Below are 22,279 nucleotides of genomic sequence, written 5' to 3' on the forward strand. Positions count from 1 at the left end.
TGACAAACGCTGTATCATTTGCCCATCTTGGAAGGCGCTTGCCCGTAACACGTTCAGCGCCTGTGAAATCGAGCGCCGCTCGGGCGGCGCATCGCGAGCTAGGCTCGCTCCTACGGAGATCCCCCGATGAGTCATGTGTTGGACGACCTGGTCGACCTGTTGAGCCTCGAATCCATCGAGGAGAACCTGTTCCGTGGACGTAGCCAGGACCTGGGCTTCCGCCAGCTTTACGGTGGGCAGGTGCTGGGCCAGTCGTTGTCGGCTGCCAGTCAGACCGTCGAGGACGCGCGCCATGTGCATTCGTTGCACGGCTACTTCCTGCGCCCGGGCGATGCCAGCCTTCCAGTGGTGTACTCGGTGGACCGGGTGCGCGATGGCGGCAGCTTCAGTACACGGCGGGTGACGGCGATCCAGAAGGGCCAGACCATCTTCACCTGCAGCGCGTCGTTCCAGTACGACGAGGAAGGCTTCGAGCACCAGGCGCAGATGCCTGACGTGGTCGGCCCGGAAAACCTGCCTACCGAGGTGGAACTGGCCCGTGCCATGGCTGACCAGTTGCCTGAGCGCATCCGCGACAAGGTGCTGTGCGCCAAGCCGATCGAGATCCGCCCGGTCACCGAGCGCGACCCGTTCAACCCCAAGCCGGGCGACCCGGTGAAATACGCCTGGTTCCGCGCCGACGGCAACCTGCCTGACGTGCCTGCCCTGCACAAGTACATGCTGGCCTACGCCTCGGACTTCGGCCTGCTGACCACGGCGTTGCTGCCCCATGGCAAATCGGTATGGCAGCGCGACATGCAGATCGCCAGCCTCGACCATTCGTTGTGGTTTCACGGCAACCTGCGCGCCGACGAGTGGCTACTGTACGCCACCGATAGCCCCTGGGCCGGCAATTCCCGTGGTTTCTGCCGCGGCAGCATTTTCAACCAGGCCGGGCAACTGGTGGCATCGTCGAGCCAGGAAGGCCTGATTCGCCATCGCAAGGACTGGGCATGAGCCTGGGCGAGGTGCGCAACTGGGTGTTCGACATGGACGGCACCCTGACCGTGGCCGTGCACGACTTCGCCGCCATTCGGGTGGCGCTGGACATCCCGGCCGAGCACGACATCCTCACTCACCTGGCGGCCTTGCCGGCGGCGGAAGCGGCGGCCAAGCATGCCTGGTTGCTGGAACACGAAAGGGACCTGGCAACGGCCTCCACGGCGGCCACCGGGGCGGTGGAACTGGTGCGCGAGTTGGCCGAGCGCGGGTGCCGGCTAGGTATTCTGACCCGCAATGCGCGTGAGCTTGCGCATGTAACGCTGGAGGCCATCGGCCTGGCGGACTGCTTCCCGGTGGAACATATTCTTGGGCGTGACGAGGCTGCGCCCAAGCCGAGCCCGGATGGGCTGCTGAAGATTGCCAGCGCCTGGGGCGTGACACCGAGCGAACTGGTGATGGTGGGGGATTACCGCTTTGACCTGGACTGTGGGCGGGCTGCGGGAGCACGCACGGTGCTGGTGAACCTGCCGGACAACCCCTGGCCAGAGCTGGTGGATTGGCATGCGGCGGATTGCCGGGCGTTGAAGGTGATGCTGGGCTGATGCGTGTGTTGGCCATGCGGGCCTCTTCGCGGGCACGCCCGCTCCCACAGGTATTGCGCACGTCTCGGGTCCTGTGGTGCCCCTGTCAGGGCGGGCGTGCCCGCGAAAGGGCCGGATCTGTCTATGCTGAACCCCATTCTTTGCTCTGATACGGAGACCCACCCATGAGCAGCAAGGCCATCTACGTACAACCCGGCGGCGGCTACGACAAAGTCGAGGTCGGCACCTGCGAGGCCCAGGCCCCCCAGGCCGACGAGATTACCGTGCGCCTGCACGCCAGTTCCCTCAACTACCACGATTTCGCCGTGGTCAGCGGCATGTGGGGCCCGAGCGAGCGACGCATCCCCATGGCCGATGGCGCCGGCGAGGTGGTTGCGGTGGGGGCTGGCGTCACTGAGTTCCAGGTCGGCGACAATGTGGTCAGCACCTTCTTCCCCGACTGGCTCGATGGCCAGGCCAATGTCGAGGGCTTTGCCCGGGTGCCCGGCGACGGCATCGACGGCTACGCCCGTGAGCAGGTGACTGCCCGCGCCAGCGCCTTCACCTTGGCACCCCAGGGTTTCAGCCATGCCGAGGCTGCCACCCTGACCACCGCCGGCCTTACCGCCTGGCGCGCGCTGATGAGCGATGATCACCTCAAACCCGGCGACACGGTGCTGGTGCAGGGTACCGGCGGTGTGTCGATTTTCGCCCTGCAGTTCGCCAAGCTGGCGGGCGCGACCGTGATCGCCACCTCGTCCAGCGATGCCAAGCTGGAGCGCCTGAAGGCTCTGGGTGCCGACCACCTGATCAACTACAGGAGCACCCCGGCCTGGGGTGAGAAGGTGCGCGAGCTGACTGGCAACCGCGGTGTCGACCATGTGATTGAAGTGGGCGGCCCGGCGACGCTGGAGCAGTCGATGATTGCCGCGCGCATTGGCGGGCATGTTTCGCTGATCGGCATCCTTACCGGGGTGGCCGGGCAGTTGCCGCTGGTACAGGCGTTGGTGCGGCAGATTCGGCTGCAAGGGGTGCTGGTCGGCAGCCGAGCGCAGCAGCAGGCGATGGTGCGGGCGATCGACGCCAACGGCCTGCGGCCTGTGGTGGACAAGCATTTCGAGTTGGAACAGATCGTCGAGGCGTTCCGTTACCAGGAGAGCAACCGGCATTTCGGCAAGATCTGCCTGACCTGGTGAAGTGAGGGCAGGGTAGCTGGGTGTAACGGCCACCCTGCACGCCAATATGCTTGTCTTGCACTGCCTGACAGTCAGTCCGGCAATAGCCGGTCGCGGCTGTTGGACAGGTGCAGGCACACCGCCGCCCGCGCCGCATCCGGGTCTTGTCGGCGGATGGCATTGAGGATCGCCTCATGCTCCAGGTTGGCCAGGTACGCTTGCCGCGCCAGCTTGGCCCCCGCGCGCTCGGCCTTGGCCATGCGGTTGCGCGGGATCAGACCATTGCCCAGTTGCAGCAGCATCTCGGTGAAATACAGATTGCCGGTGGCCTCGGCAATCAGCAGGTGAAAGCGCCGGTCGGCTTCGATGCAGCTGTCGCCAGCAGCGGCCAGGTCCTGATAGTCATCCAGTGCCTGGCGCATGCGCGCCAGTTGCGCCTCGTCACGACGCAGCGCGGCCAGTGCGGCAGCCTGGCCCTCAAGGCCAATACGCAGCTCCAGCAGATCGCGCACATTCGCCGCGCTCTCCGCCGCAACGCGCAGGCCGGCCTGGGCCTGGCGCTCCATCACGAACGTACCGATCCCGTGGCGCGGCTCCACCAGCCCAGAGGCTTGCAGCTTCGACAAGGCTTCGCGAACCACCGTGCGGCTGACCCCGTGCTCGCGCACTAGGGTGTTTTCCGAAGGCAGTTTGTCGCCTGGTTTGAAGGTGCCCAGCAGAATTTGCTGGGTCAGGCTGGAAACCAGGTCATGGGCACGGCTATGGCCGCGTTTGCGCGCGTGTTCGGGTTCCATGTGTGATTCGCTTCTTGATTGCTTGTACGACAAGTTAATCGATAGAAAAATTTTTTGCCGATTTTTCGCGCATCCAATTCAGCATGTAATTGATCTGTTTTTGCACGTTCGGATCAAATTAGCATTGTGACAGCTTGTATATTGCTATTTTGCCGACGTTAATGATCTTGTCGTACAACTTCGCTGCGCATAAGCTCCTCCCCACTGCCATGTCAGACAACCCGACCCGCACAAAAACAATTAGTGGGAGATCCGCAAGTGAACGACACCCTCGCTCCGTCTGCCCGGCATGAAGGCGACGCGTTGGCCAGTGCCGTGGCCAAGGTCAAGCGCCACGTCCTGCCGCTGTTCGTCATCATGTTCATCGTCAACTACCTCGACCGCGTCAACATTGGCTTCGTCCGCCCGCACCTGGAAAGCGACCTGGGCATCAGCGCTGCGGCCTTTGGCTTTGGTGCCGGGCTGTTCTTCATCGGTTACGCGCTGTTCGAAGTACCTTCGAACATGCTGCTGCAAAAGGTCGGTGCCCGGCTGTGGCTCACCCGCATCATGTTCACCTGGGGGCTGGTGGCCACGGCCATGGCCTTCGTGCAGAACGAAACCCAGTTCTACGTGTTGCGTTTTCTGCTCGGGGTGGCCGAAGCAGGTTTCTTTCCTGGCGTGATCTACTACTTCACCCGCTGGCTGCCAGCGGCAGAGCGCGGCAAGGCCATTGCTATCTTCCTCAGCGGTTCTGCACTGGCATCGCTGATTTCCGGGCCGCTGGCCGGGGCGTTGATGCAAATCCAGGGCCTGGGCCTGCATGGCTGGCAGTGGATGCTGTTCATCGAAGGCATGGCCTCGGTAGCACTGTGCTTCTTCGTATTCTTCTGGCTCGACTCCAGGCCGCAGGACGCCAAGTGGCTGAGCAAGGCCGAGCAGGACGCGCTGGTTGCCACCATCGACCGCGAGCAGCAAGCGCGTGAGGCCATCGGCGCGGTCAGGCCATCGGCCTGGAGCCTGCTCAAGGACCGCCAGATCGTGCTGTTCTGCCTGATCTACTTCTGTATCCAGCTGACCATCTACGCTGCGACCTTCTGGCTGCCTAGCATCATCAAGCGTATGGGCGACCTCAGTGACATGCAGGTCGGTTTCTTCAACTCGATCCCTTGGCTGATCTCGATCCTGGCCATGTACGCCTTCGCCGCCGGTTCCGCTCGCTGGAAGTTCCAGCAGGCCTGGGTGGCGGGCGCGCTGCTGGTCGCTGCCACGGGCATGTTCATGTCCACTACGGGTGGGCCAGTGTTCGCCTTCGTCGCCGTGTGCTTCACCGCGATCGGCTTCAAGTCAGCGTCGTCACTGTTCTGGCCAATCCCCCAAGGCTACCTGGACGCCCGCATCGCTGCGGCGGTGATTGCCTTGATCAACTCGGTCGGCAACCTCGGCGGCTTCGTTGCCCCCACCACCTTCGGCTTGCTGGAGCAGCAGACTGGCTCGATCCAGGGCGGGCTGTACGGCCTGGCAGTGACCTCGGTGCTGGCGGCGATTGCCATCTTCTTCGTACGCATTCGCCCCAAGGGCGTCCCTTCCGATGACCTCAAGGCCCCTTCGGCCCTGGGCCAGACCCACTGATGACTGCGAGACAACCCTCATGAATATGCAGACCCTTCACACCAGCACCCCGGTGGTCACCGACCTGCGCGTGGTCCCCGTGGCCGGCCATGACAGCATGCTGCTCAACCTCAGTGGCGCCCATGGCCCGTACTTCACCCGCAACGTGGTGGTGCTGCGCGACAGCGCCGGCAATACCGGCCTGGGCGAAGTGCCCGGCGGCGAGAACATTCGCCAGACCCTGGAGGACGCCCGCAGCCTGGTGGTCGGCCAGCCGATCGGCCATTACCAGCGTGTGCTCAATGCCATGCGCCAGACCTTCGCCAACCGCGACTCGGCAGGCCGTGGCCTGCAGACCTTCGACCTGCGCATCACCGTGCATGCGGTGACGGCCATCGAGTCGGCGTTGCTCGACCTGCTTGGCCAGCACCTGAACGTGCCGATGGCGGCACTGCTGGGCGAGGGGCAGCAACGGGATGCGGTGAAGATGCTCGGCTACCTGTTCTACATCGGCGACCGCCAGCAGACTGACCTGGCTTATCGCAACGAAGCCGACAGCGATGACGACTGGTTCCGCCTGCGCCACGAAAAGGCCCTGACCCCGGAAGCAGTGGTGCGGCTGGCCGAGGCCGCCAAGGCGCGCTATGGCTTCAGCGACTTCAAGCTCAAGGGCGGTGTGCTGCGCGGTGAAGAAGAGATGGAGGCTGTGACAGCGCTGGCCGAACGCTTCCCCGAAGCGCGCATCACGCTCGACCCCAATGGCGCGTGGTCGCTGAAGGAGGCCATCGCCCTGTGCCGCGACAAGCACGATGTACTGGCCTACGCCGAAGACCCGTGCGGTGCCGAGAACGGTTACTCGGGCCGCGAGGTGATGGCCGAGTTCCGCCGCGCCACCGGCCTGCCTACCGCGACCAACATGATTGCCACCGACTGGCGACAGATGGGCCATGCCATTCAGTTGCAGTCGGTGGACATTCCGCTGGCCGATCCGCACTTCTGGACCTTGCAGGGTTCGGTAAGAGTGGCGCAGATGTGCAATGACTGGGGCCTGACGTGGGGATCGCACTCGAACAACCACTTCGACATTTCGCTGGCGATGTTCACCCAGGTGGCGGCTGCGGCGCCGGGCGAAATCACGGCGATCGATACGCACTGGATCTGGCAGGATGGCCAGCGCCTGACCCGTGAGCCGCTGCGCATTGTCGACGGGCATGTGCGGGTGCCGGCGCGGCCGGGTTTGGGCGTGGAACTGGATGAAGACCAGCTGGCCAAGGCCCATGAGTGTTACCGCAACATGGGGCTGGGTGCGCGCGATGACAGCGTGGCGATGCAGTTCCTGATCCCGGGTTGGCGCTTCGATAACAAACGGCCCTGCCTGGTGCGTTGAGGCTGCTGGCCTCTTCGCGGGCAAGCCCGCTCCTACATCAACCGGTGGTGTCGCTACGCCGTCGTAGGAGCGGGTTCACCCGCGAAAGGGCCGGACCTGCCGGCCAATCCCCCCAGTCATTCACCACCGCAGCCGCCACCGCATTCATCAATCGGCGATGTCGCCACGCACCATCGTAGGAGCGGGTTCACCCGCGAATAGGCCCGACCTGCCGGCCAATCCCCCCAGTCATTCACCGCCGCACCCGCCACCGCATTCCTCAATCGGTGGCATCGCCAGGTTCCGTTGTAGGAGCGGGTTCACCCGCGAATAGGCCCGACCTGCCGGCCAATCCCCCCAGTCATTCACCACCGCAGCCGCCACCGCATTCATCAATCGGTACCGTCGCCACCTCCCGTCGTAGGAGCGGGTTCACCCGCGAAAGGGCCGGACCTGCCGGCCAATCCCCCCAGTCATTCACCGCCGCACCCGCCACCGAATTCATCAATCGGTACCGTCGCCACGTCCCGTCGTAGGAGCGGGTTCACCCGCGAAAGGGCCGGCACAGACAACACACATTCATATGAAAAACAAAAGCTCCATTTGGGCCCATGGCGCGATCGGACATGCCATTCGCGACATTTGGCGTTGATGGAAATGCCCTGTCGTGATCGAACAGTTCCGGGGCGTTCTCGTGTAATTCCCCACAGCCATGCGGGGATTAAATGAAGCCCGCCCTGCACTGACACGTTGCGCTGTGAAGCGCTCCAAAGATCAACAACAGAGCGCGAGTAACGTGTCGACTTATTGATTTCAAAGGAGATATTTTTCGCCTACGCCTGCCCGTCCTTCCTTGTGTCAGCAAAAAGAGAACAACATCAATGAACACCGTGGGATCTGATGGCAACCTTGCACAAGGTTTCAAGCCACGTCACGTAACGATGCTGTCCATCGCCGGCATCATCGGCGCCGGACTTTTCGTAGGTTCTGGCCATGCCATCGCGGCAGCCGGGCCAGCAACCATAATTTCCTATTTCGTGGCCGGAACCTTGGTGGTACTGGTCATGCGCATGCTCGGCGAAATGGCCGTGGCACACCCCGACACCGGATCGTTTTCCACCTACGCTGACCAGGCCATTGGCCGCTGGGCCGGCTATACCATCGGCTGGTTGTACTGGTGGTTCTGGGTACTGGTCATTCCTATCGAAGCATTGGCCGCCGGGCATGTGCTGAACGCCTGGTTCCCGCAGGTGGACAGCTGGATCTTCGCCCTGGCTTCGGTGTTGCTGCTGGCCGGTACCAACCTGTTCAGCGTGGCCAAGTACGGCGAGTTCGAGTTCTGGTTCGCCATCCTCAAGGTCACCGCCATCCTGGGCTTCATCGGCCTGGGCTTCGCCGCGCTGATGGGCTGGCTACCCAACCGCGAGGTCAGTGGCCTTAGCAGCTTGGTTGCCGAATACGGCGGCTTTGCACCGAATGGCTGGTCGGCAGTGGTGGGGGCGTTCATCACCGTGATGTTCAGCTTCATCGGCACCGAGGCGGTGACCATCGCCGCGTCCGAGTCCAGCGACCCGTCGCGCAACATTGCCAAGGCCACTCGCTCGGTGATCTGGCGTATCAGCACCTTCTATATCCTGTCGATCTTCGTGATCATTTCGGTGGTGCCGTGGAACGACCCGCAACTGGCAGTGGTGGGTTCGTACCAGCGTGCGCTGGAAATCATGAACATCCCCAACGCGGCATTCATGGTCGACCTGGTGGTTCTGGTAGCCGTTACCAGCTGCATGAACTCGTCGATCTACATCGCTTCGCGGATGATGTTCTCGCTGGCCAAGCGCGGTGACGCCCCGGCCTTCCTCAACAAGACCTCCAAGGTCGGCGTACCGCGTGCTGCAGTGTTCGGCAGCACCCTGATCGGTGCGGCCATCGCAGTCCTCAACTACTTCGCGCCGAAGGGCGTGTTCGAGTTCCTGCTGGCCAGCTCTGGTGCCATCGCCCTGTTGGTGTACATGGTTATCGCCATCTCGCAGCTGCGCATGCGCCGCCGTCTGGAGCGCGAGAACACCGAATTGAAGTTCCGCATGTGGCTGTTCCCGTACCTGACCTGGGCGGTGATCATTTTCATTGCCGGGGCGCTGGCGGTGATGATGTACACGCCTGAGCATCGGGCGGAAGTGAGCTCGACATTGGGCCTGGCGATCGTGATTTCCTTCCTGGGGATCGTGACGGCGAGGGGCCATGCGCAACCGGTGGGCGCGCGATCGATGGGGTGATTCAGTTCACCTGGCTGTAAGGCAAAGGGCACCCGAGGATGGGTGCCCTTTGTTTTTTTTACACTTGTCTGGCGGAAGATGCCTACGTGGTCGAATTCCTGGGCCTACCGGGGGGGCCATGTCGAAGCGGATCTGCAAGGTGTACTGATAGATATGCTCAAACAGTTCCTGCAGAAGATCAGCGTACTTGAGCGGCCATCAAGTGCCGCCCATCACGCTTTGCACATATCGCATCACAGCCGGCGCTTTCTCGAAGCGTCGGTGAACCAGGCTCAGCCACGAGCTAGCCTGGCAATCGACGACCCGCCGGTAATTCACCTGCGGCAGGTTGATGCGCTGCACCACCGATTCCGGGACTACTGCAATGCCTTGCCCAAGTGATACCAAGGTAATCACGGCCACCAGGCTGCCGGGTTGTGGGCCAAGCATCGGGACGAAGCCACCTTGCGCCGCCACTTCCAGCGTGCCGGAAATCTGCTCGGGCAGAATGAAGGTTTCATTGGCCAGGCGCGAGGCCGGGATCTGCGGCACTTCGTTGATCCGCGAGCTGGCGGGCAGGGCGAGAACGAAACCTTCCTGGTGCAAGGCGATGGCTTCCAGCTGGTCAGGAAACTCCATCGGTGAGCGCACGTAGGCAAGGTCTAGTAAGCCGTCGCGGACCATGCCGGGTAGTTCGGCCATGGGCAGTTCACGGATATTCAGGCGCACGCCAGGGCAGGTTTCGCTGTAGCGGCTGACTTGCTGCTGGAGCATGCCCGAGTAGGCGGCCGAAGCCACGTAGCCCAGTTCGATACGCCCGCTTTCGCCACGGGCTGCGCGTTGTGCACCCAGCTGTGCGGCGTCGAACTGGCGCACGGCCTGTTCGGCCTCAATCAACAGCGCCTGGCCGGCGGCGGTGAGGTTGACCTCGCGCTGGCTGCGCTCGAACAAGCGCACACCTAGCTCGCGTTCCATGTCCTGGATCTGCCGGCTGAGGGTGGGCGGGGCGATGCCCAACTGCTCGGCGGCCCGGGTGAAATGGCCGTGGCGGGCAACGCAGAGAAAATAGCGGAAATGGCGGATTTCCATCAGGTGTTACCTGCAGGGTAATGACGCGGGCCGCCGGGGCTAACAAGCCTTGGCGCAGGCGGCGGTATGGTAAGGCCAACACTACAAGGCTGTTGGCTTGGCGGCAAAGCCTGCCTGTGCAATTGCAGGGACCGCTCAACATTCGAGGGCTATGCAATATCTGGAGCGCGCAGCGGTCCCGGCGATCCTGCAGGTTAAAGGCACTTCAAACCAACCAGCTCAGCTTCTGGAGCCCCACCATGCCCTCTGCACGCTTTACCCTGCTTACCGCCTCCCTGGTCTGCGCCCTGATCATCCTCGACACCAACATTGTCGCGGTCAGCCTGCCCAGTATCGCCCGCGACCTGTCTGGCTCGTTTGCCGATATCGAATGGGTGGTCAGTGCCTACCTGCTGGCCTTCGCCGCTTGTCTGCTGCCCGCCGGCAGCCTCGCCGACCGCTTTGGCCGCCGGCGCATGCTGCTGCTCGGCCTGGCCCTGTTCGGCCTTGCCTCGCTAGCCTGCGGCGCGGCGCCCAGCCTGCTATTGCTCGACCTGGCCAGGGCCGCCAAGGGCATCGGCGCGTCCCTGTTGTTGACCTCGGCACTGGCCGCCATCGGCAACCGCTTCCACCAGCCGCAGGAACGCATGCGCGCCTGGGCCTTCTGGGGTGCCTGCATGGGCGCCACCATCACCTTTGCGCCGCTGCTCGGCGGGGTGATCGCCAGTACCCTGGGCTGGCGCTGGATCTTCTACATCAACCTGCCGTTGGTGGCGTTGCTGGCAGTGATGGTGCTGCGCAGTGTAGAGGAGTCCCGCGACAGCGCGGCGGCCCGGCTTGACCCATGGGGCAGCCTGACTTTTGCGGGTGCCCTGGGCTATCTGATCTGGGCGATGATCGATGCCAACCAGGTGGGCTGGGGCAGTGCTCAAACCCTGGGCCGGCTGCTAATCAGTGCCTTCCTGTTTGGCCTGTTTATCATGGTCGAACGCAACCAGGAACGGCCGATGATCGACCTTCAGCTGATGCGCAGCGGGCGGTTCGTGGGTGCTTTGCTGGGCATGTTCGCCTACGCCGCCTGCGCCCAGGTGATGATGACTTTGCTGCCGCTGTACCTGCAAAACGGCCTGCAACTGTCCGCATTGGCAGCCGGGGCCGGCATGCTGCCGTTTGCCGTGGCCATGTTGCTGGCACCGCGCTTGGGCATGCGCCTGGCGGCGCACTTGAGCCCGGCGCAGGTATTCGCCCTTGGCCTAGTGCTGGTGGGGGTGGGCAACCTGCTATGTGCCTGGGCCGCCGGGTTTGGCGGCTATGCAGCCTTTGCCCTGGCCAGCCTGGTGCTGGGGGCGGGTGCCGGGCTGCTAAATGGCGACACCCAGAAAAACATCATGGCTTGTGTGCCACGCCAGCGTACCGGGATGGCTTCCGGGTTGAGTACAACTACGCGCTTCGGGGCCATCGTCCTGGCTATCGGTTTACTGGGCGGCGTACTGGCCGCCCGCAGCGGGCAATTGCTTCACGAAGCCCTGGTTGCCGTAGCGCCATCGCAAGTGGGCCAAGTTGCTGCGATGGCCACGCGGGTAGCGGCGGGCGACCTGCAGGCGGCCCTGGCGCTGCTTGATCCGGGCTTGCGTGAAGCGGTGGCACCCTTGGCCCGCCAGGCGTTCATGGGTGGCTTCGAGGCCGTGTTGCAGGTTGCGGGCCTTGCAGCGCTGGTGTTCGCGGTGGTGGTTGGCGTGCTGCTGAGCCGCCCGCTGCCCGCTACGCAGGAAACGCTACTGGCTCAAAGCCAACCCCTGTAAAAGGCATGTATCCACACCGGCAAAACCGCTTTGAAACCGCACTCGGATGAGTAGGTGGCTGACCGCAGTTATTTCACCCTTGCGCGCAACTAATACAACCGGAAAATGTCATTTCACTGCGCGCCAGCAATGGCGCGTGGATGATGCTGGCGCTGGCCAGTAAAACTATACCGAGGCAAGGAGCTTCCCGTGCACAACGACGACTATTCCGACCAGCTATCAATCCCGGCGGACCAACTACCGCCAGGCGTTTTCCCGCCGATGCCGGGCTACACCATCGCCGACCTGCTTTATGTTGCCTACCAACCCACTGAAACGCTACTTGAAAAGCTCGATATCGACCCGGGCCTGATTCGCGAAACCAGCATCGCGTTTGCCAGCCATCTGTATCAGGCGCTGGAAAGAGACGATATCCAGTATCAGATCGCGACCTGGTACCAGAAGCCCTATGACCACCCTGAAATGCGTGTGCGCAGTGTGGAAATCATCGCTGAACAATTCGGGATCGTAACGGTAGAAGCTGTCGCTGACTCATTGGAGGGCTCACCGCTGCGGCAACTGGGTAAAGACTTCTATGCGGAATACATCGATCTGGCCGGTTGTGCCATCAAGAACCACATCCTGAAGTTGAACGACCCCGAGTTTGACCCGTTTGCGAGCCGCGAAAGTGAATAAGGTTTAAGTGCTGGAGGCGCCCGCGGTGTGGTGCCTCCAGCTACCCGAAAAATAAATGAGGTGTTTTCTCATTCTCGTTCGGCTTGTAGAGAAGGCCGGAATACAGGCCAGCCCGCCGACACTCTACGGAGCGAGAAAATGAGTTTGACCCCGGTTCCACAGCACCATCCATTGAGCCGTGCCGTGCGCGGCGCGTTTTTGGGTATGGTTGTCAGCAGCTACGCGCTGCCATCGCTTGCACAACCCGTAAACGCTGAGCACAACAACCAGCTGCAGCAGTGGAACATTCAGGGTGGTCCTTTGGCACCGGCGCTCGACCGCTTTGCTCGCCAGGCGGGTATCAGCCTGTCCTTCGATGCCCAAAACGCAGCTAACCGCAGCACCCAGGGCGTACAGGGCAACCTGGAAACGTCGGCAGCGTTGTCGTCGCTGTTGCAAGGCACCGAATTAAAAGTCGAGCAGCAAGGCCCCAACGCCTACCTGGTGATTCCACAACCAAAGCCTGCCGGCCCGCTGGAACTGGGCGCGACCGAGGACTACCGCCTGGCGCCTGTCATCATCAATGCCAAGGTCAAGGCCAGCGCCGACGATGACGCCAACTCGGTGGTTGCCAAGGAGCTGTGGGTTGGGGGCAAGGTGGCGACCAGCATCCTCAACACGCCCGCGTCCGTGTCTGTGGTTACCAACAAGGAAATGCAGCAGCGCAGCGTCAGCACCACCGAAGAGGCGCTGCAGTACACCCCCGGCGTGGTCAGCGACTACTACGGTTCGGACGACCGCAACGACTACTTCCTGATCCGCGGCTTCCAGGCCACCACCTACCGAGACGGCCTGACCCTCAGCTCGATGCGCGGTGTGCGCGAAGACCCTTACGCCTACGAGCGTATCGAAATTTTGCGGGGTGCCAACTCCACCCTGTTCGGCCCGGCAGACCCGGGTGGCTCGGTCAACTTCGTGACCAAGCAACCACGCTTCGAGAAGTTTGGCCAAGGCTACGTGACCTACGGCTCCTATGACCATGCCGAAACCGGGATCGATGTAGGCGATGCGCTGAACGACGAACAAACCCTGGCCGGCCGCTTCACGGCCAAGATGCAGAACAGCGACCGCGAGTACGACCACTCCCAGGACGACAACCGCTTCGTCATGGGCGGCCTGACCTGGGCGCCGACCGACTTCACCTCGGCCACGGTGGTGCTGGATTACCTGAAGACTAACAGCTCGCCGAACAGCGGTGGCTACCCGCTGGACAAGGAATACGACCGCAGCGACTTCTACGGCGAGCCCGGCTACAACTTCCACGATGTCGAGCGCACCAGCCTCAGCGGTAACATCACCCACGACTTCGACAACGGCTTCGTGCTGCGCAGCAACCTGCGCTACAGCGAGCTGACCGATGACTTTGGCTACGCCTACCTGAGCGACAACGCCTCGCGTGTTGGCACCACCATTCCACGCTACGTCTTCGGCACCGACAGCGATGCCGATCAGCTCAATGGCAACTTGATGCTGCAGTACGATGCCCAGTTCGAGCACATCGACAGCAGCACGCTGGTGGGCGTCGAGTACCTCGACTCGACGACCAAACAGAGCTCGGTCTACGGCCTGGCGCCCTCCATCGACATCGCCAACCCGGTATTCACCGGCGTGCCTGGCGGCATCACGCCCTATACCCGCAAAAAGAATGACGCCACCACCAAGGCGGTTTTCCTGCAGCAGAACCTGTCGTTCTTTGACCGCGTCATCGCGACCGCAGGCGTGCGTAACGACTCGATGGACCTGTCGAGCAAGGAATACATCGGTGGCGAGCAGACGGAAAAGGACAACTTCTCCGAAACCTCCTACCGCGCGGCACTGACCTATATCGTCAACGATGAAGTGTCTACCTACGTGAGCATGGTGGAGTCCGTCTCGCCCCCGCAAGTAGGCGTTACCCCGCAGACCGGCAAGCAATACGAAGTGGGCATCAAGTACTCGCCCATGGGCATGGACGCACTCTTCTCCGCCGCTGTTTATGACCTGACCCAGGAGAACGTCACCATTGCCGTGGTGTTGCCAAGCGGCATCATCGAGCAGCAGACGGTGGGCGAGTCACGCGTGCGTGGACTTGACCTGGAAGCCAAGGCACAAGTCACGCAAGACATCAGCGTGATTGGTGCTTACTCCTACATGGAGTCCGAGGTGCTGCGCGGGTCGCTGTATGACGGCTCTTCCTTGAAGGGCAATGAGTTCACCACGGCGCCCAAACACACCGCATCGTTGTGGAGCTACTACGACATACCTGGCACTGACGTGAGCGTCGGCCTGGGCGCGCGGTATGTGGGGGCGTACTACATGGATGCTGCCAATACCAAGAAGAGCGATGGGACCACGTTGTTCGATGCGGCGCTGAACTACAAGATCGCCAAAGGGACCGACCTGGCGCTGAATGTGAGCAACCTGTTCGATGAGCAGCATGTGGTGGGGTCGGGGACGGCGAATTACTACAACCCGGGGCGTGAGGTGACGGCGAAGTTGAGTTATAGCTGGTAAGGCGGGTAGGGGATGGCACGGGTTGCGCCCCTGTTCGTGGGTAAACCCGTGCCTACAGGTGCGCAAGATCCTGAAGCTTGCTATGAACCCCCGTATCTTCAAAGAGGCTCACTTGTGAGTCGGTGTTTTTAGACCTTCAAATCGGCACCGCTAAAACCGTTGCGCTGATAAAAGCGCTCCAGCTCACGGGCTTCCGGCTCCCTGCCGGTGAAAATCTTCAGATACTCGGGAATGTAGCGCATGCGCTGGGCCAGGGGCTCCCGGGTTTTCATGCTGATGTAGCCGATTTGCGTCAGGTAGATGGAACGGGCGCGGGTAATCGCGGCATCGTGTTCAAAGCCGAAACGGTCGAACATCTGCCGCAATGCCTCGACGCGTTGCGCGTCTGCCTGGCCGATTTCCTGCGCCACTTCCGGCGACTGGAGTGCCCAACTGCGCATGGCGAACTCGAATTGCGAGTCGAACAATTCGCTGTTCAGCCAGCAGTCGAAGACGTTGAGAATCGCCTCGGTGATGGACTCGGCATAGGCCTGGGATTTGGTCACCAGGTTGAAGGTGTTCTTGTTTTTCCATTGCTCGATCAAGGCCACGAGCAAGGCATCGCGGTCTTCGAAAAACCAGTAGAAGCTGGTGCGCGACAAATTCAGTTTTTTGGCCAGCGGCATCACTCGCACGGCATCCACACCTGACTCGGTCAGGCTTTCATAGGCCGCATTAAGCCAGCCTTCCAGTGAACCTCGGCCTGCTGCTTCCGCCTTTGAGGTGGTTCCTTTCATGGGCATTTCTTCCCTTCTCAATGTGCGCTTTGTGGTAACTGTACACCATCGTCAAGAGTATTGACACCTGTGTACACAGGGGCATATTGTCGGCGTGCCTGATGACCTGTTTGCGAGACCGATATGAAAAACGATCCGCTACTTCAGCCTTATCGCCTCAAGCATTTGACCCTGCGCAACCGCATCATCACCACTTCCCACGAGCCGGCCTACCCGGAAGACGGGATGCCGAAAAAGCTCTACCGGGCCTACCACGTTGAACGTGCCAAAGCCGGCGTAGCCATGACCATGACCGCAGGCTCCGCCGCAATCTCCCGTGACAGCCCACCTGTGTTCAACAACATTCTGGCCTACAAGGACGAAGTGGTCGGCTGGATGAAAGACCTGACCGACGAGTGCCACGAACATGGTGCAGCGGTGATGATCCAGCTCACTCACCTGGGCCGGCGTACCCGCTGGGACAAAGGCGACTGGCTACCGGTGGTGTCGCCCTCCCACAATCAGGAGCCCGCACACCGCGCCTTCCCCAAGCAGCTTGAACAGTGGGACATCGAGCGCATCATTCGCGATTATGCCGATGCCGCCGAACGCATGAAGGCCGCCGGCCTGGATGGCATCGAGCTGCAAGCCTACGGCCACTTGATGGACCAGTTCTGGTCGCCACTGACCAACGAACTGGAAGGGCCGTACGGCGGCTCGCTGCAAAACCGCCTGCGCTTCACCTTCGATGTGCTCACGGCCATTCGCAAACGCGTGGGCCCGGAATTTATTGTCGGCATTCGCTACACCGGGGACGAAGTGCTCGCCGGTGGCCTGCAAAAAGAAGAGGGCTTGCAGATCTCTCAACTGTTGAAAGACAGTGGCATGATCGACTTCCTCAATGTGATTCGCGGCAACATCGCCACCGACGCCGGGCTGACCGACATCATCCCGATCCAGGGTATGCGCAATGCCCCGCACCTGGACTTTGCCGGCGAAATCAAGACGCTGACCGGCTTCCCAACCTTCCATGCAGCAAAAATTCCAGACGTGGCCACGGCGCGTCATGCCATTGCCTCGGGGTTGGTGGACATGGTCGGCATGACCCGCGCGCACATGACCGACCCGCACATCGTGCGCAAGATCATCGAAGGCCGTGAGGACGATATCCGCCCTTGCGTAGGCGCCAACTATTGCCTGGACCGCATCTACAACGCAGGCGCGGCCTATTGCATCCACAACGCCGCGACCGGGCGTGAAACCACCATGCCTCATGAAATACCCAAGGCTGTGCAGAAGCGCAAAGTGGTGATTGTCGGCGCCGGCCCTGGTGGCCTGGAGGCGGCACGTGTGGCAGGCGAGCGCGGCCACGAGGTGGTGGTGTACGAGCTGGCGGACAAACCCGGCGGGCAGATTCGCCTGACCGCACAGTCCGAACGGCGCAAGGAAATGATCAGCATCATCGACTGGCGCATGGCGCAATGCGAGCGCCTTGGTGTGAGGTTCCACTTCAATACCTGGGCAGACACCGCGATTGTGCTCGATGAAAACGCCGACGTGGTGATCGTGGCGACCGGGGGCATGCCGCACACCGAAGTGCTGGAGCACGGCAATCAGTTCCTGGTTTCAAGCTGGGACATCATTTCCGGCGACGTGAAGCCTGGGCGCAATGTGCTGGTGTACGACGATGCGGGCGACCACGCTGGTTTGCAAGCCGCTGAATTCGTAGCCCGCAGTGGCGCCAAGACTGAAATCATGACCCCCGACCGCTCGTTCGCGCCAGAAGTCATGGGCATGAACCTGGTTCCCTACATGCGTGCGTTACAGCAACTGGACACCACTTTTACCGTCACCTACCGGCTCAAGGCCGTGGAGAAACAAGGCGACCAATTGCTGGCCACGATCGGCACCGATTACAGCGACCTGACCAAAACGCGCCTGGTGGATCAGGTGGTGGTCAACCACGGCACCCGTCCGCTGGACGAACTGTATTTCGACCTCAAACCCCTTGCCAGCAACGAAGGTGCCTTGGAGTACATGGACCTGATTGTCGGCAAGCCGCAAACCGTTGTCAGCAACCCCGAAGGGCGCTTCCAGCTGTTCCGCATTGGTGATGCAGTGGCGTCGCGCAATACCCATGCGGCCATCTACGATGCCCTGCGGCTGGTCAAGGACCTCTAGCTGCCCTGCGCCGCCCACAACAATAAAGACAGCCGTCACCAGATTTAGAAACCTTTTAGTTACTGCCCCGAAAGTTGGTTTGACTCAGCGGAGGTTGTTACATGCAAACGGGTTCTGATTCCATTGAGCTGCTCACGGCGTTAACCGAACGCGACCTGCGCTTTCGCAGCGATGCCAAGGTCACTGAACATGCGATCGCGCCGGTCGACACGGCGTTACTCGATGCGTATGCCGCCATCGACCGCAAAGCCTTGCGCCATTACCGCCTGGAGCGCATTCGCGAGCAACTGCGCGCCCAGGATTACGCCGGCATTCTGTTGGCCGATCCGATCAATATTCGCTATGCCACCGACACCAATAACCTTGGTTTGTGGGTGATGCACTCGCCCAGCCGCTATGTGTTCGTGGCCACCGACGGCCCGGTGGTGCTGTTCGAGTTCACCAGCAGCCGGCACAACAGCGAGCACGTGGAAACCATCGATGAAATTCGCCCGGCGATTCCCTGGCTGTATTTCCTCGCCGGCCCCCGCGTGCAGGAAAAAGCCGAGCGCTGGGCACAGGAGGTGGCGGACCTGATGGCCCGCCACGGTGGCGGCAATCGCCGCCTGGCGGTCGACCGCTGCGACCCTTGGGGCGCGCAGCGCCTGACACACCAGGGCATTGAGCTGTTCGATGCGCAGCCATTGATGGAGCAGGCGCGCTTGATCAAATCGGCTGAAGAAGTGGCCAGCCACCGGGTGTCCATGGGCGTGTGCGACCTGGCCATTGCCCGGATGCGCACAAGCCTGGTGCCGGGGGTTACTGAAAACCAGCTGTGGAGCATCATGCACGGCACCAACGTCGCGCACGGCGGAGAGTGGGCCGAAAGCCGCCTGCTCAGCTCCGGGCCGCGCACCAATCCGTGGTTTCAGGACGCCACCGACAAGGTCATCAAGGCCGGTGAGATGGTCTGTTTCGACACCGACATGGTCGGGCCCGGTGGTTACCTTTCAGACATCTCGCGCAGCTTCATCTGCCCCGGCAAGGCGCCGACCATGGCCCAACGCGACTTGCTGGACATCGCCTCACAGCAGATCAACCACAACGTCGAACTGCTGCGCCCGGGCCTGTCCTTTCGCGAGTTCGCCGAGCGCTGCTGGCCGGTGCCCCAGCGCTTCGAGCACAACCGCTACATGATGATGCTGCACGGTGTCGGGCTGGTGGACGAGTACCCCAGCGTCGCCTACGCCGTGGATTTCGCCGAGTGGGGTTACGACGGCCTATTCGAGGAAAACATGGTGGTGTCGGTGGAAAGTTACATCGGTGAGCAAGGCGGTGGGGAAGGGGTGAAGCTCGAAGAACAGGTGCTGATCAGCGCCAACGGGCCGATCAAACTCTCGCGCACACCCTTGGTCGACGGCGATCGATAGCTGGAGCAAAACCATGAGCAGTATGACCGTGATCGAAACCGCACCCACCTTGGCGCCGCGCTCGGTGACCAGCGCCGAACCGTTCTTGCGCCTGGAGGGCATTCATAAACAGTTTGGCCCTTACCCCGTCTTGCACGACGTGTGTTTTGAAATGAACAAGGGCGAGGTGGTGGCCATTATCGGCCCCAGTGGGTCGGGCAAAAGTACCTTGCTGCGCTGCATCAACCAACTGGAGCCGCCGACCAAGGGGCGGGTCAGCATGGATGGCGTGCACATTGAAGCTGGCAAGGCATTGCCCCGTACAGAGCTGCTGAAGTTGCGCCGGCGCATTGGCATGGTGTTCCAGTCGTTCAACCTGTTCCCGCACCTGACGGTGCTGCGCAACGTCAGCCTGGCGCAAATCCGCACCTTGGGCCGCAGCGCCAAAGAAGCCGACGCCCGCTCCTTGCAACTGCTCGAACGCGTTGGGCTGGCTGACAAGGCCCAGCATTATCCGGCGCGCTGCTCTGGTGGCCAGCAGCAACGGATCGCTATTGCCCGCGCCCTGGCACTGGACCCTGAGCTGATGCTGTTCGACGAGCCGACCTCGGCGCTGGACCCCGAGCTGGGCCTGGAGGTGCTGGCGGTGATGAAAGAGCTGGCCGGCGAAGGCATGTCGATGATTGTCGTGACTCACGAGATGCACTTCGCCGAAACCGTGTCCGACCGGGTGGTGGTCATGGCTGACGGGCGCATCATCGAACACGGGCCGAGCCAGCGAGTGATGCGCGAGCCCGAGCATGAACGGGTGATCCAGTTCCTTCAGGCAGTGAGGAATCGCTGATGAAAGACATCCTGATGATGCTGTTGAACGGCATACCCTGGACCATTGCCGTTACCGTGCTCGCATTCTGCGTCGGCGTAGTGCTGGGGTTTCCCATCTGTGCCCTGCGCATGTCCAGGTTCAAGGTACTGAGCATTCTGGCTGCCATGCTGGTGCTGACCCTGCGCTCAGTCCCCCCGATAGTCTGGCTGTTTTTCATCTTCTTCGGCATCGGTGGCGGCTATATCAGCTTGTCGCCATTTACCGCAGCGGTGGTTGGCTTGGGGCTGATCACGGCGGCGCACATGTCCGAGGTGTACCGCGGTGCGTTCGCGGCAATTCCCGCCGGCCAGTTCGAAGCCGCCTATGTGCTTAACCTGTCGGCGTCGCAACGGTTTTTCGATGTGGTGTTGCCGCAGTTGGTGCGTATCGCCATTCCCACCTCAGCCACCTACGCCATAGGCCTGCTCAAGGATTCGGCCGTGGCCTCGACGATTGGCGTTGGTGAAATCAGCTTTCAGGCTTACCAGGTTTCACAGCAAACCTTTCAGGGCCTGAGCGTCTACAGCGCGGCGGCGGTGGTGTACCTGGTGCTCAGCGTGCCAGTGGCCTTGTTCTCTCGTTGGCTGTCGGCCACGTTGAAACAGAGGATTGCCCGATGAGCGAACTGCTGACGATGTGGATGCAATGGTTGCCGGAGTTGTGGAAGGGCTTTGTGCTGTCGATGCAGGTCACGGCGGTGAGCCTGGGCCTGGGCGTTGTGCTGGGGCTGTTGCTGGCACTGGGCGTTTCGGCGCCGAGCCGCTGGTTGCGTTACCCCTCCCTGGTGGTGGTGGAACTGGGGCGTGGCGCACCGGCGTTGATCCTGCTGCAGTACTTCTACTTTGGCCTGCCCAGCGTCAACCTCACCCTGACCTCGTTCTGGGCTGCTGCGCTGGCCATGGCGTACTGCACGGCGGCCTACACCAGTGAAATCATTCGCGGTGGCATCGAGTCGGTGGCCGCAGGGCAAACCGAGGCCGCAGAAGTGATCGGCCTCAACCGGTTCGACGCGCTGCGCTTTGTGATCCTGCCTCAGGCCTTGCGGGTGGCGCTGCCATCGCTGCTGGGGTTCTCGATCATGATGTTCCAGGCCTCGTCGCTGTGTTTCACCATCGCCCTGCCAGAAATTGTCAGCCGGGCGTCCTCCATTGGCTCTTCCACGTTCGAGTACATGCCGGTGCTGATACTGGCCGGTTTGATGTATGCCGCTGTCTGCGCCCCGGCGACCCTGGGTGTGGCAGCGCTGGAAAGAAGACTGGCCCCCAGCCAGCCATAACAACAAATCCACTCGCGCCGATTTCGGCTGCTGCTCTCTTATTGCAAAGGTGACGTCATGACTCGCTCATTCAAGCGTTTTACCCGTTGGATGTTCTTGTGCTCGACCTTGGCCGGCGCCCCGTACGCCTTGGCCGAATGCACCCCCGCGAACCAGTTTGAAACCATCACCCCGGGTGTACTGACCGTGGCGGCGTATGTCTTCCCGCCATACTCGATACCGGGGCCGAACAACCAGTTGAGCGGCGTGGACGGCGAGATCATCAAGCGCATCGCTGAGCGCGAATGCCTGAAAGTCAAAACCATGGTGGTGGACACGGCAGCCGTCGTCCAGGCAGTGGTGGCAAAGCGCGCCGATGTCGGCATCGGTGATTGGTATCGCACGGCAGAGCGCAGCAAGGCGTTGGGCTTGTCGGCACCCTTGTACCTGGACGTGATGGGCATCATTTCGGATGAGGGTTACACCAAGATCTCCGAACTGGATGGCAAGCGTATCGGCACCGTGCAAGGCTACCTGTGGGTGGACGATTTGAAGAAAGCCTTTGGCGATAACCTGGTGCTCTACCCGAACCCCGTGGCCATGGCCCAGGACCTGGCGTCCAGGCGCATCCAGGTTGGCGCGGACAGCTTCGCGGTGGCCGTGTCTTCGCAGCAGAAGGGCGGCTACCCCGGCAAGAGCATCAAGGTGTCCGAGCCCGATCAACGGGTCAAGGCCACGCTTGAGCCCGGGCAGAGCGCCTTCCCGTACACCAAGGCCAACGCCGCCCTGGGCGAGGCGCTGGGCAAGAACATCCAGGCCTTGCATGCCTCAGGCGAAATCGCAGAAATCCTCGCCTCGTTTGGCCTGGACCGCGAGGCTGCAAAAGTGGGTGAGCCCAGGATGATTCAGTAAAGATAATCAAATCCCGTAGGAGCGGCGTTAGCCGCGAATGAACGCACCGCGAGCTTTCAGGAATGACGCGTTATCGTTCATTCGCGGCTAACACCGCCCTTGCAGGT

At 61.9% G+C, this 22,279-nt stretch carries 18 protein-coding genes; 15 read left to right on the forward strand and 3 right to left on the reverse strand.

The annotated features are described in order from the left end of the window. Positions 1 to 126: 126 nt before the first annotated feature. From tesB to J3A98_RS00735, 3 genes are all read left to right on the forward strand, one after another. The gene (gene tesB / locus J3A98_RS00725; RefSeq protein ID WP_003249851.1) at positions 127 to 996 is read left to right on the forward strand and encodes an acyl-CoA thioesterase II; all 870 of its coding nucleotides are present in this window, start codon (positions 127 to 129) and stop codon (positions 994 to 996) included. Continuing rightward, positions 993 to 1,583: an HAD family hydrolase gene (locus J3A98_RS00730; RefSeq protein WP_021784364.1), complete on the forward strand. Its 591-nt coding sequence runs from the start codon at positions 993 to 995 to the stop codon at positions 1,581 to 1,583. The genes tesB and J3A98_RS00730 overlap by 4 nt, the downstream gene beginning before the upstream one ends. A gap of 164 nt (positions 1,584 to 1,747) precedes the next feature. Further along, entirely contained in the window at positions 1,748 to 2,758 is a 1,011-nt protein-coding gene (locus J3A98_RS00735) for an NAD(P)-dependent alcohol dehydrogenase (protein WP_209963293.1), read from the forward strand. Positions 2,759 to 2,829: 71 nt separating this feature from the next. Here the strand turns inward: J3A98_RS00735 and J3A98_RS00740 are convergent, their stop codons facing one another. Next, positions 2,830 to 3,531: a FadR/GntR family transcriptional regulator gene (locus tag J3A98_RS00740; RefSeq protein WP_176683237.1), complete on the reverse strand. Its 702-nt coding sequence runs from the start codon at positions 3,529 to 3,531 to the stop codon at positions 2,830 to 2,832. Positions 3,532 to 3,789: 258 nt separating this feature from the next. On the opposite strand from J3A98_RS00740, the gene J3A98_RS00745 reads away from it, so the two are divergent. The 3 genes from J3A98_RS00745 to gabP all read left to right on the forward strand — a co-directional run bounded on the left by J3A98_RS00745 (position 3,790) and on the right by gabP (position 8,760). Then, on the forward strand, positions 3,790 to 5,142 hold the full coding sequence (locus J3A98_RS00745) for an MFS transporter (protein WP_209963297.1): 1,353 nt from the start codon (positions 3,790 to 3,792) through the stop codon (positions 5,140 to 5,142). A 19-nt stretch (positions 5,143 to 5,161) separates the two neighbouring features. Continuing rightward, the gene (gene gudD, locus J3A98_RS00750) at positions 5,162 to 6,508 is read left to right on the forward strand and encodes a glucarate dehydratase (RefSeq protein ID WP_209963300.1); all 1,347 of its coding nucleotides are present in this window, start codon (positions 5,162 to 5,164) and stop codon (positions 6,506 to 6,508) included. An 860-nt stretch (positions 6,509 to 7,368) separates the two neighbouring features. Further along, the gene (gabP, locus tag J3A98_RS00755; protein WP_209963304.1) at positions 7,369 to 8,760 is read left to right on the forward strand and encodes a GABA permease; all 1,392 of its coding nucleotides are present in this window, start codon (positions 7,369 to 7,371) and stop codon (positions 8,758 to 8,760) included. A gap of 198 nt (positions 8,761 to 8,958) precedes the next feature. Here gabP and J3A98_RS00760 read toward each other — a convergent pair whose 3' ends face one another. Further along, positions 8,959 to 9,828 (reverse strand): LysR family transcriptional regulator, encoded by an 870-nt coding sequence (locus J3A98_RS00760; RefSeq protein ID WP_209963308.1) that lies wholly within the window; start codon positions 9,826 to 9,828, stop codon positions 8,959 to 8,961. 239 nt (positions 9,829 to 10,067) lie between these two features. Between J3A98_RS00760 and J3A98_RS00765 the strand changes: the two genes are divergently transcribed. From J3A98_RS00765 to J3A98_RS00775, 3 genes are all read left to right on the forward strand, one after another. Beyond that, positions 10,068 to 11,609, forward strand: a complete 1,542-nt coding sequence (locus tag J3A98_RS00765) for an MFS transporter (protein WP_209963311.1) — start codon at positions 10,068 to 10,070, stop codon at positions 11,607 to 11,609. 189 nt (positions 11,610 to 11,798) lie between these two features. After that, positions 11,799 to 12,284 carry a hypothetical protein gene (locus J3A98_RS00770; RefSeq protein WP_209963314.1) on the forward strand — a complete coding sequence of 162 codons (486 nt, stop codon included), beginning with the start codon at positions 11,799 to 11,801 and terminating at the stop codon, positions 12,282 to 12,284. A gap of 138 nt (positions 12,285 to 12,422) precedes the next feature. Beyond that, positions 12,423 to 14,816 (forward strand): TonB-dependent siderophore receptor, encoded by a 2,394-nt coding sequence (locus tag J3A98_RS00775; RefSeq protein WP_209963317.1) that lies wholly within the window; start codon positions 12,423 to 12,425, stop codon positions 14,814 to 14,816. A gap of 128 nt (positions 14,817 to 14,944) precedes the next feature. Here J3A98_RS00775 and J3A98_RS00780 read toward each other — a convergent pair whose 3' ends face one another. Then, the gene (locus tag J3A98_RS00780; RefSeq protein ID WP_129932622.1) at positions 14,945 to 15,592 is read right to left on the reverse strand and encodes a TetR/AcrR family transcriptional regulator; all 648 of its coding nucleotides are present in this window, start codon (positions 15,590 to 15,592) and stop codon (positions 14,945 to 14,947) included. 123 nt (positions 15,593 to 15,715) lie between these two features. On the opposite strand from J3A98_RS00780, the gene J3A98_RS00785 reads away from it, so the two are divergent. The 6 genes from J3A98_RS00785 to J3A98_RS00810 all read left to right on the forward strand — a co-directional run bounded on the left by J3A98_RS00785 (position 15,716) and on the right by J3A98_RS00810 (position 22,172). After that, positions 15,716 to 17,752: an NADH:flavin oxidoreductase gene (locus J3A98_RS00785; RefSeq protein WP_209963318.1), complete on the forward strand. Its 2,037-nt coding sequence runs from the start codon at positions 15,716 to 15,718 to the stop codon at positions 17,750 to 17,752. A 101-nt stretch (positions 17,753 to 17,853) separates the two neighbouring features. Continuing rightward, positions 17,854 to 19,161 carry a Xaa-Pro peptidase family protein gene (locus J3A98_RS00790; protein ID WP_014592431.1) on the forward strand — a complete coding sequence of 436 codons (1,308 nt, stop codon included), beginning with the start codon at positions 17,854 to 17,856 and terminating at the stop codon, positions 19,159 to 19,161. A 13-nt stretch (positions 19,162 to 19,174) separates the two neighbouring features. After that, a complete protein-coding gene (locus tag J3A98_RS00795) occupies positions 19,175 to 19,984 on the forward strand; it encodes an amino acid ABC transporter ATP-binding protein (protein ID WP_209963321.1) in 810 nt (269 codons plus the stop codon). Then, the gene (locus J3A98_RS00800) at positions 19,984 to 20,625 is read left to right on the forward strand and encodes an amino acid ABC transporter permease (protein ID WP_209963326.1); all 642 of its coding nucleotides are present in this window, start codon (positions 19,984 to 19,986) and stop codon (positions 20,623 to 20,625) included. Before J3A98_RS00795 ends, J3A98_RS00800 begins: the two co-directional genes overlap by 1 nt. Then, on the forward strand, positions 20,622 to 21,281 hold the full coding sequence (locus J3A98_RS00805) for an amino acid ABC transporter permease (RefSeq protein ID WP_209963330.1): 660 nt from the start codon (positions 20,622 to 20,624) through the stop codon (positions 21,279 to 21,281). Before J3A98_RS00800 ends, J3A98_RS00805 begins: the two co-directional genes overlap by 4 nt. Positions 21,282 to 21,338: 57 nt before the next feature. Continuing rightward, positions 21,339 to 22,172, forward strand: a complete 834-nt coding sequence (locus J3A98_RS00810) for a transporter substrate-binding domain-containing protein (RefSeq protein ID WP_004576158.1) — start codon at positions 21,339 to 21,341, stop codon at positions 22,170 to 22,172. The last annotated feature ends 107 nt before the right edge of the window (positions 22,173 to 22,279 follow it).

This window comes from Pseudomonas sp. BP6 (assembly GCF_017875935.1).
Taxonomy (GTDB): domain Bacteria; phylum Pseudomonadota; class Gammaproteobacteria; order Pseudomonadales; family Pseudomonadaceae; genus Aquipseudomonas; species Aquipseudomonas putida_Y.

Bases quoted from the DNA above. Each gene is read 5' to 3' on its own strand.
- J3A98_RS00800 (WP_209963326.1), top strand. From the start codon at position 19,984: ATGAAAGACATCCTGATGATGCTGTTGAACGGCATACCCTGGACCATT.
- gudD (WP_209963300.1), top strand. From the start codon at position 5,162: ATGAATATGCAGACCCTTCACACCAGCACCCCGGTGGTCACCGACCTG.
- J3A98_RS00805 (WP_209963330.1), top strand. From the start codon at position 20,622: ATGAGCGAACTGCTGACGATGTGGATGCAATGGTTGCCGGAGTTGTGG.
- J3A98_RS00730 (WP_021784364.1), top strand. From the start codon at position 993: ATGAGCCTGGGCGAGGTGCGCAACTGGGTGTTCGACATGGACGGCACC.
- J3A98_RS00810 (WP_004576158.1), top strand. From the start codon at position 21,339: ATGACTCGCTCATTCAAGCGTTTTACCCGTTGGATGTTCTTGTGCTCG.
- tesB (WP_003249851.1), top strand. From the start codon at position 127: ATGAGTCATGTGTTGGACGACCTGGTCGACCTGTTGAGCCTCGAATCC.
- J3A98_RS00775 (WP_209963317.1), top strand. From the start codon at position 12,423: ATGAGTTTGACCCCGGTTCCACAGCACCATCCATTGAGCCGTGCCGTG.
- gabP (WP_209963304.1), top strand. From the start codon at position 7,369: ATGAACACCGTGGGATCTGATGGCAACCTTGCACAAGGTTTCAAGCCA.
- J3A98_RS00765 (WP_209963311.1), top strand. From the start codon at position 10,068: ATGCCCTCTGCACGCTTTACCCTGCTTACCGCCTCCCTGGTCTGCGCC.
- J3A98_RS00760 (WP_209963308.1), bottom strand. From the start codon at position 9,828: ATGGAAATCCGCCATTTCCGCTATTTTCTCTGCGTTGCCCGCCACGGC.
- J3A98_RS00785 (WP_209963318.1), top strand. From the start codon at position 15,716: ATGAAAAACGATCCGCTACTTCAGCCTTATCGCCTCAAGCATTTGACC.
- J3A98_RS00735 (WP_209963293.1), top strand. From the start codon at position 1,748: ATGAGCAGCAAGGCCATCTACGTACAACCCGGCGGCGGCTACGACAAA.
- J3A98_RS00795 (WP_209963321.1), top strand. From the start codon at position 19,175: ATGAGCAGTATGACCGTGATCGAAACCGCACCCACCTTGGCGCCGCGC.
- J3A98_RS00740 (WP_176683237.1), bottom strand. From the start codon at position 3,531: ATGGAACCCGAACACGCGCGCAAACGCGGCCATAGCCGTGCCCATGAC.
- J3A98_RS00790 (WP_014592431.1), top strand. From the start codon at position 17,854: ATGCAAACGGGTTCTGATTCCATTGAGCTGCTCACGGCGTTAACCGAA.
- J3A98_RS00780 (WP_129932622.1), bottom strand. From the start codon at position 15,592: ATGAAAGGAACCACCTCAAAGGCGGAAGCAGCAGGCCGAGGTTCACTG.